Source organism: Streptomyces sp. WG7 (genome assembly GCF_049975785.1).
Classification (GTDB): domain Bacteria; phylum Actinomycetota; class Actinomycetes; order Streptomycetales; family Streptomycetaceae; genus Streptomyces.
The window spans coordinates 1-14,177 of sequence record NZ_JBNGGE010000007.1; the positions used below are offsets into that span (position 1 = coordinate 1).

The window sequence follows — 14,177 nt, forward strand, 5'->3', positions numbered from 1 at the left end:
GGGGGGTGGGGGGTTGCCCCCGGGGGTGGGTTTTTTTTTTGGGGGGGGGGGGGGGGGGGGGGGGGGGGGCGCCCCCCCCCCCCCCCCCGCCCGCCTCACGAGTACTCAGCGCAGGAAGGGGTCCACCGCGATCGCCAGGAACAGCACCGACACATAGGTGATCGACCAGTGGAAGAGCCGCATCTCCTTGAGCTTGCCGCCCGTCACCTCGGCCTTGGCACGGTTCTGCAGCCCGTGCGCCTCCCACAGCCACATGCCGCCGGCCGCCAGGGCGACCGCCGTGTAGAACCAGCCGGTGTAGCCCAGCGGCTGCAGCAGCAGCGACACGGCGACCATCACCCAGCTGTAGATGACGATCTGCCGGGCGACGACCTTGTTGGAGGCGATGACCGGGAGCATCGGCACGCCGACGCGCGCGTAGTCCTCCTTGACCTTCATGGACAGCGGCCAGTAGTGCGGCGGCGTCCAGAAGAACATCACCCCGAACAGGATGATCGGCGCCCAGGACATCGAGTTGGTCACGGCCGACCAGCCGATGAGGACCGGAAGGCAGCCGGCGATGCCGCCCCAGACGATGTTCTGCGAGGTGCGGCGCTTGAGGATCATCGTGTAGACGACGACGTAGAAGAGGAGCGCGCCGAGCGAGAGCCAGGCCGACAGCCAGTTGACGGTGAAGCCGAACAGCAGCGTCGAGACGATGGCCAGGGTGATGCCGAAGACGAGGCATTCGACCGGACTGACCATGCCGGTCACCAGCGGGCGCTGCGAGGTCCGGTCCATCAGCGCGTCGATGTCGCGGTCGATGTACATGTTCAGCGCATTGGCGCCGCCCGCGGACAGATAACCGCCGACGCAGGTCAGCAGCACCAGCTTCAGATCAGGAACACCCTGCTCGGCGAGGAACATCACCGGAACGGTGGTGATCAGCAGAAGCTCGATGATCCGCGGCTTGGTCAGTGCCACGAAAGCCTTGACACGGGCCCCGAACGGCCGGTGACTCGGGCTCTGGTTCGTCCCGATAACCCCCGCAGGACGGGATTCAACGGCCGTCACGCACACCCCTGACAGAGACATCCCAGCAAGCCCCACCGTGTGAAGTGGCGGTAAAGGCTCGCGCGTACCACGCCACTTTAGACGTTGCCCGTACCTCGGCCCTCGCGGGGGTGGGGTCGTGTTGAGAGGCGTGCTCCGACGTGCGTTCGGAGAGTCGATTGAGCGGTCAGATGAGCGGGCCCGTATTCACATGCCGAATGGGGTTTCGCCCAGTCGACAGGCGGATCCCAAGGAGTCCCGGCAGTCTTGTTTCCAGCGGAAAAACGCACGTACTTACGGGGGTAGGCTCGACAACGGCCGGCCGACTCACGGACGCGCCGGCAGCCGGTGGGCGCCCACGTGCACCGGCATCCGACATGTGGAGAGGAGCCCTGACTCAGGGTGAGCACCAAGCCGACCACCACAGACCTCGAGTGGACCGAACTGGACCAGCGGGCCGTGGACACCGCCCGCGTCCTGGCCGCCGATGCCGTACAGAAGGTTGGCAACGGCCATCCGGGTACGGCGATGAGCCTGGCACCCGCCGCCTACACCCTCTTCCAGAAGGTGATGCGGCACGACCCGGCCGACGCGGACTGGGTCGGACGCGACCGTTTCGTCCTGTCCGCCGGCCATTCGTCCCTGACTCTCTACACCCAGCTGTACCTGGCCGGCTTCGGCCTGGAGCTGGCGGACCTCGAGTCCTTCCGGACGTGGGGCTCCAAGACCCCCGGGCACCCGGAGTACGGCCACACCACGGGTGTGGAGACGACGACCGGCCCGCTGGGCCAGGGTGTCGCCAACGCGGTGGGCATGGCGATGGCCGCCCGCTACGAGCGCGGCCTGTTCGACCCGGAGGCCGCCGAGGGCGCCTCCCCGTTCGACCACTTCATCTACTGCATCGCCGGTGACGGCTGCCTCCAGGAGGGCATCTCCGCCGAGGCCTCCTCCCTCGCGGGGCACCAGAAGCTCGGCAACCTGGTCCTGCTGTGGGACGACAACCACATCTCGATCGAGGGCGACACCGAGACCGCCGTCTCCGAGGACACCTGCAAGCGGTACGAGGCGTACGGCTGGCACGTGCAGCGCGTCGCCCCGAAGCCGGACGGCGACCTGGACCCGAACGCGCTCTACGACGCGATCGAGGCGGCGAAGAAGGTCACCGACCGGCCGTCCTTCATCGCCATGCGCTCGATCATCGCCTGGCCCGCCCCGAACGCGCAGAACACCGAGGCCGCGCACGGCTCGGCGCTCGGCGACGACGAGGTCGCGGCGACCAAGCGGGTCCTGGGCTTCGACCCGGAGAAGACCTTCGAGGTCTCCGACGAGGTCATCGGCCACACCCGCAAGGCGCTGGAGAAGGGCCAGGCGGCCCGCGCGGTGTGGGAGAAGTCCTTCCAGCAGTGGCGGGACAACAACCCGGAGCGCGCCGCCGAGTACGACCGCGTCGCCAAGGGCGAGCTCCCCAAGGGCTGGGAGGAGAAGATCCCGGTCTTCGAGACGGGCAAGGGTGTCGCCACCCGCGCCGCGTCCGGCAAGGTGCTCCAGGCGCTCGGCGCGGTCGTCCCCGAGCTGTGGGGCGGCTCGGCCGACCTGGCCGGCTCGAACAACACGACGATCGACAAGACGTCGTCCTTCCTCCCGGCGGGCAACCCGCTGCCGGAGGCGGACCCGTACGGCCGCACCATCCACTTCGGCATCCGCGAGCACGCGATGGCCGCGGAGATGAACGGCATCGCCCTGCACGGCAACACCCGCATCTACGGCGGCACCTTCCTGGTGTTCTCCGACTACATGCGCAACGCGGTGCGGCTGTCGGCGCTGATGCACCTGCCGGTGACGTACGTGTGGACGCACGACTCCATCGGCCTGGGCGAGGACGGCCCGACCCACCAGCCCGTCGAGCACCTCGCCTCGCTGCGCGCCATCCCGGGCCTGAACGTGGTCCGCCCGGCGGACGCCAACGAGACGGCGATCGCCTGGCGCGAGATCCTGCGCCGCTGGACGAAGGAGTTCGGCAAGGGCCAGCCGCACGGTCTGGCGCTGACCCGCCAGGGCGTGCCGACGTACGAGCCGAACGAGGACGCGGCCAAGGGCGGCTACGTCCTGTTCGAGGCCGAGGGCGGCGAGCCCGAGGTCGTCCTCATCGCCACCGGTTCCGAGGTGCACGTCGCCGTCGAGGCCCGTGAGGCGCTCCAGGCCGACGGTGTGCCGACCCGTGTGGTGTCCGTGCCGTGCGTCGAGTGGTTCGAGCAGCAGGACCAGGGGTACCGGGACAGCGTCCTGCCCCCGTCCGTGAAGGCCCGCGTCGCGGTGGAGGCCGGGATCGGCCTGACCTGGCACAAGTACGTGGGGGACGCCGGCCGCATCGTTTCCCTGGAGCACTTCGGTGCTTCGGCGGACGGCAAGGTGCTCTTCCGCGAGTTCGGCTTCACTGCCGAGAACGTCGCATCCGCCGCCCGGGAATCGATCGCCGCAGCCCAGCGCTGACGCTCGTACACGACACGTAGGAGATGCATTTTCCATGACAGACGCACTCAAGCGCCTCTCCGATGAAGGCGTCGCGATCTGGCTGGACGACCTGTCGCGCAAGCGGATCACGTCCGGCAACCTCGCCGAGCTGATCGACCAGCAGCACGTCGTGGGCGTCACCACCAACCCGTCGATCTTCCAGAAGGCGATCTCGCAGGGCGACGGCTACGACCAGCAGCTGTCCGACCTGGCCTTCCGCAAGGTCACGGTCGAAGAGGCCATCCGTATGATCACCACGGCGGACGTCCGCGACGCCGCCGACATCCTGCGCCCCGTCTTCGACGCCACCGGCGGCAAGGACGGCCGGGTCTCGATCGAGGTCGACCCGCGCCTCGCGCACAACACGAAGGCGACGGTCGCCGAGGCCAAGCAGCTCGCCTGGCTGGTGGACCGGCCCAACACGCTGATCAAGATCCCGGCGACCGAGGCCGGTATCCCGGCGATCGCCGAGGTCATCGGCCTGGGCATCAGCGTCAACGTCACGCTGATCTTCTCGCTGGAGCGCTACCGCCTGGTCATGGACGCCTTCCTGACCGGCCTGGAGAAGGCCAAGGAGCGCGGCCTGGACCTCTCCAAGATCCACTCGGTGGCGTCCTTCTTCGTGTCCCGCGTGGACACCGAGATCGACAAGCGGATCGACGCGCTCGGCACCGACGAGGCCAAGGCCCTGCGCGGCAAGGCCGCCGTCGCCAACGCCCGGCTCGCCTACCAGGCGTACGAGGAGATCTTCTCCTCCGACCGCTGGAACGCCCTGGAGAAGGCCGGCGCCAACAAGCAGCGTCCGCTGTGGGCGTCGACCGGCGTGAAGGACAAGGCGTACAGCGACACCATGTACGTCACCGACCTGGTCGCGCCCAACACGGTGAACACCATGCCGGAGGCGACCCTCTTCGCCACCGAGGACCACGGCGAGATCACCGGCAACACGGTCGCCGGCACCTACGAGCAGGCCCGCGCCGACCTCGACGCGGTCGAGAAGCTCGGGATCGGCTACGACGAGGTGGTCCAGCTGCTGGAGAAGGAGGGCGTCGACAAGTTCGAGGACTCCTGGACGGACCTGCTGAAGTCGACCGAGGCGGAGCTGAAGCGCCTCGCCCCCTCGGAGGGCTAGAAATTGTCAAGCAGCAACCCGCTGCGTGACCCCGCAGACCGACGGCTCCCGCGTATCGCGGGGCCGTCGGGTCTGGTCATTTTCGGCGTCACCGGTGACCTCTCCCGCAAGAAGCTCATGCCCGCCGTGTACGACCTCGCCAACCGTGGTCTGCTGCCGCCGGGCTTCTCGCTCGTCGGTTTCGCCCGCCGCGACTGGGAGCACGAGGACTTCGCCCAGGTGGTGCACGACGCCGTCAAGGAACACGCCCGCACCCCGTTCCGCGAGGAGGTCTGGCAGCAGCTCAGCCAGGGCATGCGTTTCGTCCAGGGCACCTTCGACGACGACGAGGCGTTCGAGCGGCTGCGCGGCACCATCGAGGAGCTGGACAAGGCGCAGGGCACGGGCGGCAACTTCGCCTTCTACCTCTCGGTGCCCCCGAAGTCGTTCCCCGTGGTCATCCAGCAGCTGAAGAAGCACCAGCTGGCCGACCAGTCGAGCGGTTCCTGGCGCCGCGCGGTGATCGAGAAGCCGTTCGGCCACGACCTGGAGTCCGCCGAGGAGCTCAACCGGATCGTCCACGAGGTCTTCGCCCCGGACCAGGTCTTCCGCATCGACCACTACCTGGGCAAGGAGACCGTCCAGAACATCCTGGCGCTGCGCTTCGCCAACACGATGTTCGAGCCGATCTGGAACCGGTCCTACGTCGACCACGTCCAGATCACCATGGCCGAGGACATCGGCATCGGCGGCCGGGCCGGCTACTACGACGGCATCGGCGCCGCCCGCGACGTCATCCAGAACCACCTCCTCCAGCTGCTCGCGCTGACCGCGATGGAGGAGCCCGCCTCCTTCGACGCGGACGCGCTGGCCGCGGAGAAGACCAAGGTGCTCGGCGCGGTGCGGCTGCCCAAGGACCTGGGCCGGGACACCGTGCACGCCCAGTACACGGCCGGGTGGCAGGGCGGCGCCAAGGCCGTCGGCTACCTGGAGGAAGAGGGCATCGACCCCAAGTCGAAGACCGACACCTACGCCGCGATCAAGGTCGGTATCGACAACCGGCGCTGGGCGGGCGTCCCCTTCTACCTGCGCACCGGCAAGCGGCTCGGCCGCCGGGTCACCGAGATCGCGGTCGTCTTCCAGCGCGCCCCGCACTCCCCCTTCGACTCCACGGCCACCGAGGAACTCGGCTCGAACGCGATCGTCATCCGCGTCCAGCCCGACGAGGGCGTCACCGTCCGCTTCGGCTCCAAGGTGCCGGGCACGTCGATGGAGATCCGGGACGTGTCCATGGACTTCGCTTACGGCGAGTCCTTCACGGAGTCCAGCCCGGAGGCGTACGAGCGCCTCATCCTGGACGTGCTGCTCGGCGACGCGAACCTCTTCCCGCGGACCGAGGAGGTCGAGCTGTCCTGGAAGATCCTCGACCCGATCGAGGAGTACTGGGACGAGCACTGCACCCCGGCCCGGTACCCGGCCGGCACCTGGGGACCCGTCGAGGCGGACCACATGCTCGAACGAGACGGACGGAGCTGGCGCCGCCCATGAAGACAGACCTCACGGACACCACGGCCAGCAAGATCAACAAGGCGTTGGTGCTGGGCCGCCGGGCGATCGGCACCCCGGCCATCGGCATGGTGCTCACGCTGGTCATCGTCACCGACGAGGAGAACGCCTACGACGCGCTGAAGGCCGCGAGCGACGCCGCGCACGAGCACCCGTCGCGCACGCTCGTCGTCATCAAGCGCGTCTCGCGTTCGCCGCGGGACCGCACGAAGTCCCGGCTGGACGCCGAGGTCCGCCTCGGCGCCGACGCGGGCACCGGCGAGACGATCGTGCTGCGGCTGTACGGCGACGTCGTCGAGCACGCCCAGTCGGTGGTCCTGCCGCTGCTGCTGCCGGACGCGCCGGTCGTGGTGTGGTGGCCGGTGAACGCGCCGCTGGACCCGGCCGGGGACCCGCTGGGCGCGCTGGCCCAGCGCCGGGTCACCGACACCTACGCCTGCGAGGACCCGGTACGGGAGCTGGCCGCCCGCGCCGACGCCTACACGCCGGGCGACACCGACCTGTCCTGGACCCGCATCACGCCGTGGCGCTCGATGCTGGCGGCGGCCCTCGACCAGGTCGACTGCAAGGTGCAGGCGGTCGAGGTGGAGGGCGAGGAGTACAACCCGAGCTGCGAACTGCTGGCCATGTGGCTGGCGGACCGGCTGGACGTGCCGGTGCAGCGCTCGGCGTCGAACGGTCCGGGTCTCACGGCGGTCCGGATGGACACCGACTGCGGTCCTGTCGTCCTGGACCGGGCCGACGGCTCGCTGGCGAACCTGTCCATCCAGGGCCAGCCGGCCCGCGCGGTGGCGCTCAAGCGCCGCGAGACGGCCGAGCTGATCGCGGAGGAACTGCGGCGCCTCGACCCTGACGACACGTACGCCTCGGCGCTGCGGTACGGGGTGGACCGGCTGAACGCGCCGACCGCCTCGGGCACGCCGGCCAAAGGGGACGCCGGGGCCGTCGCGGTCGCCGCTCCCGTGGGGACGGCTGCGAAAGCTCCCGCGAAGGACGCGGCGCAGGAGAAGACACCGGTGAAGAAGGCGGCGGCGAAGTGAGCACTCCCCAGCTGGTCGTGCACCGCGACAAGGAGCTGATGGCCGAGGCCGCGGCGGCCCGGCTGATCACGAAGATCGTGGACGCGCAGGCCTCCCGGGGCAGCGCGTCCGTGGTCCTGACCGGCGGCCGCAACGGCAACGGCCTGCTCGCGGCGCTCGCCGGGTCCCCCGCCCGGGACGCCGTCGACTGGGCCCGCCTGGACCTGTGGTGGGGCGACGAGCGCTTCCTGCCGGAGGGCGACCCGGAGCGCAACGTCACCCAGGCGCGCGAGGCGCTGCTCGACTCGGTGCCGCTGGACCCGAAGCGGGTGCACGCGATGCCGGCGTCGGACGGCCCGCACGGCTCGGACGTGGAGGCCGCCGCCGCCGCGTACGCGCAGGAGCTGGCCACGGCGTCCGTCCCCGAGAACCACGCCGCGGTGCCGTCCTTCGACGTCCTGCTGCTGGGCGTTGGGCCGGACACGCACGTGGCGTCGCTCTTCCCGGAGCACCCGGGAGTACGGGAGACGGACCGTACCGTGGTCGGCGTCCGCGGCGCGCCCAAGCCGCCGCCGACCCGGGTGACGCTCACCCTCCCGGCGATCCGCGCCGCCCGCGAGGTGTGGCTCCTCGCGGCCGGCGAGGACAAGGCGGAGGCGGCGGCCATCGCGTTGTCGGGCGCGGGCGAGATCCAGGCCCCGGCAGCGGGGGCACGCGGCCGTGCCCGGACGCTGTGGCTGCTGGACTCGGCGGCGGCTTCGCAGTTGCCGAGGTCGCTGTACCCGTCGGCATCGGCCTGATCATCCTGTAGGACGGGAGGGGAAGGGGCGGCGGGGGCGACAAGCCCTCACCGCCCCTTCCCCCTCCCGCCGGCTCACTCCCGCCGGCTCACTCCCGCCGGCTCACTCCCGCCCGCGCAGCTCCCGCCCGCGCAGCTCCCGGTAGGCGGCGACCAGCGCCTTGGTGGAGGTGTCCAGGCCGGGGACCTCGGTGCCCTCGGTGAGGGCGGGTTCGACGCGCTTGGCGAGCACCTTGCCGAGTTCGACGCCCCACTGGTCGAAGGAGTCGATGTTCCACACCGCGCCCTGGACGAACACCTTGTGCTCGTAGAGGGCGACGAGCTGGCCGAGCACGGACGGGGTCAGCGCGCGGGCGAGGATCGTCGTCGTCGGGTGGTTGCCGCGGAACGTCTTGTGCGGGACCAGCTCCTCCGGGACGCCCTCGGCCCGCACCTCGTCCGGGGTCTTGCCGAAGGCGAGCGCCTGCGTCTGCGCGAAGAAGTTGGCCATCAGCAGGTCGTGCTGGGCCTTCAGCTCGTCGCTCAGTTCGGCGACCGGCTCGGCGAAGCCGATGAAGTCGGCCGGGACGAGCTTGGTGCCCTGGTGGATCAGCTGGTAGTAGGCGTGCTGCCCGTTGGTGCCGGGCGTGCCCCACACGACCGGGCCGGTCTGCCAGTCGACCTCGCGCCCGTCCCGGCCCACGTACTTGCCGTTGGACTCCATGTCGAGCTGCTGGAGGTACGCGGTGAACTTCGACAGGTAGTGCGAGTACGGCAGCACCGCATGCGACTGGGCGCCCAGGAAGTTGCCGTACCAGATGCCCAGCAGGCCCATGAGCAGGGGGACGTTGGACTCGGCGGGGGCGGTGCGGAAGTGCTCGTCGACGAGGTGGAAGCCGTCGAGCATCTCGCGGAAGCGGTCCGGGCCGATGGCGATCATCAGGGAGAGGCCGATCGCCGAGTCGTACGAGTAGCGGCCGCCGACCCAGTCCCAGAACTCGAACATGTTGGCCGTGTCGATGCCGAAGTCGGCGACCCGCTCCGCGTTCGTCGACAGGGCGACGAAGTGCCTGGCGACGGCGGCCTGGTCACCGAGCGCGTCCAGCAGCCAGGTCCGGGCGGAGGTGGCGTTGGTGACCGTCTCGATGGTGGTGAAGGTCTTGGAGGCGATGACGAACAGCGTCTCGGCCGGGTCGAGGTCGCGGGTGGCCTCGTGGAGGTCGGCGCCGTCGACGTTGGAGACGAAACGGACCGTCAGCTCCCGGTCGGTGAAGGCGCGCAGCGCCTCGTAGGCCATGGCGGGGCCCAGGTCGGAGCCGCCGATGCCGACGTTGACGACGTTTCTGATGCGCTTGCCGGTGTGGCCCGTCCACTCCCCGGAGCGGACCCGGCCGGCGAAGTCGGCCATCTTGTCGAGTACCGCGTGCACCTTGGGCACGACGTTCTCGCCGTCGACCTCGATCACCGCGTCCCGCGGGGCGCGCAGCGCGGTGTGCAGCACCGCCCGGTCCTCGGTGGTGTTGATCTTCTCGCCGCGGAACATGGCGTCGCGCAGCCCGAACACGTCGGTGGCGGCGGCCAGATCGCGCAGCAGCCGCAGGGTCTCGTCGGTGACGAGGTGCTTGGAGCAGTCGACGTACAGGTCTCCCACCCGGAGCGTGCAGCCGGTGCCGCGACCCGGGTCGGCGGCGAACAGCTCACGCAGCCGAACCTCGCCGAGCTCCTCGCGGTGCTTGGCCAGCGCGGCCCATTCGGGCATCTGGTTGAGCCTGGTACGGCCGTCTTCGTTCATGTCGGACTTCAGCCTTCTTCCTTAGGTGTCCCAGCTGTCCCGGCTGTTCCAACCTAATTGATCAGCGCTGAAGAAGACTGGCCGGAGAAGACTGAAGGAGGCTGAACCGGATCTGAACCGGACCTGAACCGGATCCGGGCTAGATCTCGCCCCGCAGTTTGGCGAGCGCCTCGGCGAGGATCGCCTCGCCGTCCGCGTCGCTGCGGCGCTCGCGCACATACGCGAGGTGGGTCTTGTAGGGCTCGGTGCGCGGCGGGTCCGGTGGGTTGTCCCGGTCCTGTCCGGCGGGGAAGCCGCAGCGCGGGCAGTCCCAGGTCTCCGGGACCTGTGCGTCGCTCGCGAAGCTCGGCTGTGTCTCGTGTCCGTTGGAGCACCAGAAGGAGATGCGCAGACGCGGCGCGGACTCGCCACGCTCGGCCTCTCCCATCGGCCCCGCCCCGACCCGGCTTCCCCGGATCGCGTTGCCACTTGCCACGGTCGTAACTCCCTGCGTGATGGTGCCGCGAAGCGAGTCGGCGTTTCGCTCCGCTGCGAGCGCCTCAGTCTACGTAAGGCCCAACGCGCGTCCAGTGATTGGAGTTACAAGCCCAAACGCCAAGACGCAGGCCCCATGATAGGCCGCGCTGTGAAGCGCGTACCGGACATGGGGCCTTACGTGCGAGAGACGTGCGGGAGTGCGTATCGCCCGGACGTCGCTGATCAGTTGTACGCGATCAGTTGTTCGCCTTCATCAGCAGGCCGAGCACCATGATGCACGCGAACCACAGCAGACCGACCACCACGGTGATCCGGTCGAGGTTGCGCTCGGCGACCGAGGAGCCGCCGACGGACGACTGCATGCCGCCACCGAACATGTCGGAGAGGCCGCCGCCCTTCCCCTTGTGCATCAGCACCAGCAGCATCAGCAGCAGGCTGAAGACGATCAGGGCGATCGAGAACCCCAAAACCACGGCTGGACCAACTTCCTCGGATTCGGATGAACGACGGGGGCACGGTGACAGCAGGCCACCATGCCCCCGCAAGGGTACGACGTATCGCCGCTACGGCATACTCACCGGTCGATCTGCCGGCCGACCGGTGATCGCCCGGTCGGCCTACTGGTCGCGGAAGCGCACGATCTTGACGAACTCGTCCGAGTCCAGCGAGGCACCGCCGACCAGGGCGCCGTCGATGTCGGCCTGCGCCATGATCTCGGCGACGTTGCCGGACTTGACCGAGCCGCCGTACTGGATGCGGACCTTGTCGGCCAGCTCCTGCGAGTACAGGTCGGCGAGCTTGCCGCGGATGGCCGCGCAGACCTCCTGGGCGTCCTCGGCGCCGCAGACCTTGCCGGTGCCGATGGCCCACACGGGCTCGTAGGCGATCACGACGCTCTCGGCCTGCTCGGCCGGGAGGTCCTTCAGACCGCCCTCGACCTGGGCGAGGGTGTGGGCGACGTGGTTGCCCGCCTCGCGGACGTCCAGCTCCTCGCCGACGCACAGGATCGGGGTCAGGCCGTGCTTGTAGGCGGCCTTGACCTTGGCGTTGACCAGCTCGTCGGTCTCTGCGTGGTACTGCCGGCGCTCGGAGTGGCCGATCGCGACGTAGGCGCAGCGCAGCTTGGCCAGCATCGGGCCGGAGATCTCACCGGTGTAGGCGCCGCCGTCGTGGGCGGAGATGTCCTGGGCGCCGTACTTGATCCTGAGCTTGTCGTGCTCGACCAGGGTCTGCACCGAGCGCAGGTCGGTGAAGGGGACCAGGACGGCGACCTCGACGGCGTCGTAGTCCTTGTCCGCGAGGGCGAAGGCGAGCTTCTGGACCTGGGCGATGGCCTCGAGGTGGTTGAGGTTCATCTTCCAGTTGCCCGCCATCAGCGGCGTGCGGGTGGTCATTGAGGTCAGTCCTCCAGTGCGGCGAGGCCGGGGAGCGTCTTGCCCTCGAGGTATTCGAGGGAGGCGCCACCGCCGGTCGAGATGTGGCCGAATGCGTTCTCGTCGAAGCCGAGGGTGCGGACGGCCGCGGCGGAGTCGCCGCCGCCGACCACGGTGAAGCCCGGGGCGTCGACGAGGGCCTGGGCGACCGCTTTGGTGCCCTCGGCGTAGTCGGGGTGCTCGAAGACGCCCATGGGGCCGTTCCAGAAGACGGTGGCGGCGTCGGCGAGCTTCGAGGCGTACAGCTTGCGGGTCTCGGGACCGATGTCCAGACCCTCCTGGTCGGCCGGGATGGCGTCCGCGGCGACGGTGGCGGGGTTGGCCGGGGCCTTGGTCTTCAGGTCCGGGAACTCGGAGGAGACCAGGACGTCGACGGGAAGGACCAGCTCGACGCCGTTCTTCTCCGCGCGCTCCATGTACTCCTTGACGACCGGGATCTGGTCCTCCTGGAGGAGGGAGATGCCGACCTCGTGGCCCTGGGCCTTGAGGAAGGTGTACGCCATGCCGCCGCCGATGAGGAGCCGGTCGGCCTTGCCGAGCAGCTGGTCGATGACGGCGAGCTTGTCGGAGACCTTGGCGCCGCCGAGGGCCACGACGTAGGGCCGCTGGACGTCGTCGGTGAGCTTCTTCAGGACACCGACCTCGGTGGCGATGAGGTAGCCGGCGTAGTGCGGCAGCCGCTTCGGGAGGTCGAAGACCGAGGCGTGCTTGCGGTGCACGGCGCCGAAGCCGTCGCCGACGTAGACGTCCGCGAGGCCGGCCAGCTTGTCGGCGAAGGCGGCGCGCTCGGTGTCGTCCTTGCTGGTCTCGCCGGCGTTGAAGCGCAGGTTCTCGATGACGGCCACCCGGCCGTCGGCGAGGCCGGCCACCGTGGACTCGGCGGCGGTGCCGACCGTGTCCTCGGCGAAGGCGACGTCGGCGCCGAGCAGCTCACCGAGGCGGGCGGCGGCCGGGGCCAGGGAGAAGACCGGGTCCGGGGCGCCCTTGGGGCGGCCGAGGTGCGAGGCGACGATCACGCGCGCGCCCGCGTCGGCCAGGGCCTTGACGGTGGGCACCACGGCGCGGATGCGGCCGTCGTCGGTGATGGTGGTGCCGTCCAGCGGCACGTTCAGGTCGGCGCGGACGAAGACGCGCTTGCCCGCGACGCCTTCGGAGAGCAGTTCGTCGATCGTCTTCATGCAGAGGGCTCCTGGGTTCTCGTGATCGCTCGTGATCCTACGAGGGCTGGTCGCTGCGGACGCGACGCAGGGCTCGGGCAGCGCGGCCTTGCGCTGTCCGAGCCCTGCCACCGCATCGCGGTGCCTGCTGAGTCCGAGTCGATCAGAGCTGGTTGCCGACGAAGACCGTGAGGTCGACGAGGCGGTTGGAGTAGCCCCACTCGTTGTCGTACCAGCCGATGACCTTCACGTTCTTGCCGTCCTGGACCATGGTCAGGGACGAGTCGAAGGTGCAGGACGCCGGGGCGTTGACGATGTCGGAGGAGACGATCGCGTCCTCGGTGTACTCGAGGATGCCCTTGAGCTCGCCCTCGGCGGCCTTCTGGAAGGCGGCGTTGACCTCTTCCTTGGTGACCTCGCGGCCGAGCTCCAGGACCAGGTCGGTGACCGAGCCGGTCGGGACCGGGACGCGCATCGCCATGCCGTCCAGCTTGCCCTTGAGCTGCGGGAGGACCAGCGCGGTGGCCTTGGCGGCACCCGTGGTGGTCGGGATGATGTTCTCCGCGGCGGCACGGGCGCGGCGCAGGTCCTTGTGCGGGAAGTCCAGGATGCGCTGGTCGTTCGTGTACGCGTGCACCGTCGTCATCAGGCCCTTGACGATGCCGAAGTTCTCGTCGAGGACCTTCGCCATCGGCGCCACGCAGTTGGTGGTGCAGGAGGCGTTGGAGATGACGTGGTGGTTCGCCGGGTCGTACTTGTCCTGATTGACGCCCATCACGATGGTGACGTCCTCGTCCTTGGCCGGGGCCGAGATGAGGACCTTCTTCGCGCCGCCCGCGATGTGCTTCTCGGCGTCGGCCTTCTTGGTGAAGATGCCGGTCGACTCGATGACGATGTCGACACCCAGCTCGCCCCACGGGATGTCCGCGGGGTTGCGCTCGGCGAGGACCTTGATGGTCTTGTCGCCGACGGTGATGGTGTCCTCGGTGTGCGAGACCTCCTGCTTGAGGCGGCCGAGGATGGTGTCGTACTTGAGCAGGTGGGCGGTGGTCGCGGTGTCACCCAGGTCGTTGACAGCCACGATCTCGATGTCTGCACCCTGCTCCAGCAGCGCGCGGAAGTAGTTACGACCGATGCGGCCAAAGCCGTTGATGCCTACGCGGATCGTCACGAACCGATCTCCTCGTTGGTACGCCGGCCCGATGTGCCGGCGAGCTGTATTTGGGATGTCCCCGACCACCTCCGACCCTACCTCTCCGGGGCCTCGGGGGTGACATCGAGACGCCCCATACCCGGCAGGG

Annotated in this window: 12 protein-coding genes; 5 read left to right on the plus strand and 7 right to left on the minus strand. The window is 69.5% G+C overall.

The annotated features are described in order from the left end of the window. Positions 1 to 105 precede the first annotated feature (105 nt). The gene (locus ACP4J0_RS09880; protein WP_426598249.1) at positions 106 to 1,074 is read right to left on the minus strand and encodes a heme o synthase; all 969 of its coding nucleotides are present in this window, start codon (positions 1,072 to 1,074) and stop codon (positions 106 to 108) included. Between the two features lie 360 nt (positions 1,075 to 1,434). Here ACP4J0_RS09880 and tkt point away from each other — a divergent pair, with 360 nt between their 5' ends. Genes tkt through pgl form a run of 5 tightly spaced genes read left to right on the plus strand, consistent with a single transcriptional unit; the run spans position 1,435 to position 8,039 of the window. After that, positions 1,435 to 3,522: a transketolase gene (tkt, locus tag ACP4J0_RS09885; protein WP_426598250.1), complete on the plus strand. Its 2,088-nt coding sequence runs from the start codon at positions 1,435 to 1,437 to the stop codon at positions 3,520 to 3,522. A gap of 34 nt (positions 3,523 to 3,556) precedes the next feature. Beyond that, positions 3,557 to 4,675 (plus strand): transaldolase, encoded by a 1,119-nt coding sequence (tal, locus tag ACP4J0_RS09890; protein ID WP_426598251.1) that lies wholly within the window; start codon positions 3,557 to 3,559, stop codon positions 4,673 to 4,675. A gap of 3 nt (positions 4,676 to 4,678) precedes the next feature. After that, positions 4,679 to 6,202 carry a glucose-6-phosphate dehydrogenase gene (gene zwf / locus ACP4J0_RS09895; protein WP_426598252.1) on the plus strand — a complete coding sequence of 508 codons (1,524 nt, stop codon included), beginning with the start codon at positions 4,679 to 4,681 and terminating at the stop codon, positions 6,200 to 6,202. Then, complete coding sequence (gene opcA, locus ACP4J0_RS09900) at positions 6,199 to 7,260, plus strand: glucose-6-phosphate dehydrogenase assembly protein OpcA (protein ID WP_426598253.1); 1,062 nt, start codon at positions 6,199 to 6,201, stop codon at positions 7,258 to 7,260. The genes zwf and opcA overlap by 4 nt, the downstream gene beginning before the upstream one ends. Further along, positions 7,257 to 8,039 (plus strand): 6-phosphogluconolactonase, encoded by a 783-nt coding sequence (gene pgl, locus ACP4J0_RS09905; RefSeq protein WP_426598254.1) that lies wholly within the window; start codon positions 7,257 to 7,259, stop codon positions 8,037 to 8,039. The genes opcA and pgl overlap by 4 nt, the downstream gene beginning before the upstream one ends. Before the next feature lie 102 nt (positions 8,040 to 8,141). On the opposite strand, the gene pgi is transcribed toward pgl, so the two are convergent. The 6 genes from pgi to gap form a co-directional block, all read right to left on the minus strand. Beyond that, positions 8,142 to 9,809: a glucose-6-phosphate isomerase gene (gene pgi / locus ACP4J0_RS09910; RefSeq protein ID WP_426598255.1), complete on the minus strand. Its 1,668-nt coding sequence runs from the start codon at positions 9,807 to 9,809 to the stop codon at positions 8,142 to 8,144. 139 nt (positions 9,810 to 9,948) lie between these two features. Then, positions 9,949 to 10,284: an RNA polymerase-binding protein RbpA gene (locus tag ACP4J0_RS09915; protein WP_003976875.1), complete on the minus strand. Its 336-nt coding sequence runs from the start codon at positions 10,282 to 10,284 to the stop codon at positions 9,949 to 9,951. 238 nt (positions 10,285 to 10,522) lie between these two features. Next, a complete protein-coding gene (secG, locus tag ACP4J0_RS09920) occupies positions 10,523 to 10,759 on the minus strand; it encodes a preprotein translocase subunit SecG (protein ID WP_079160504.1) in 237 nt (78 codons plus the stop codon). 144 nt (positions 10,760 to 10,903) lie between these two features. Further along, complete coding sequence (gene tpiA / locus ACP4J0_RS09925; RefSeq protein WP_426598256.1) at positions 10,904 to 11,680, minus strand: triose-phosphate isomerase; 777 nt, start codon at positions 11,678 to 11,680, stop codon at positions 10,904 to 10,906. Between the two features lie 5 nt (positions 11,681 to 11,685). Further along, a complete protein-coding gene (locus ACP4J0_RS09930) occupies positions 11,686 to 12,897 on the minus strand; it encodes a phosphoglycerate kinase (protein WP_426598257.1) in 1,212 nt (403 codons plus the stop codon). 142 nt (positions 12,898 to 13,039) lie between these two features. Beyond that, positions 13,040 to 14,047 carry a type I glyceraldehyde-3-phosphate dehydrogenase gene (gene gap, locus ACP4J0_RS09935; protein ID WP_055416357.1) on the minus strand — a complete coding sequence of 336 codons (1,008 nt, stop codon included), beginning with the start codon at positions 14,045 to 14,047 and terminating at the stop codon, positions 13,040 to 13,042. Positions 14,048 to 14,177 lie beyond the last annotated feature (130 nt).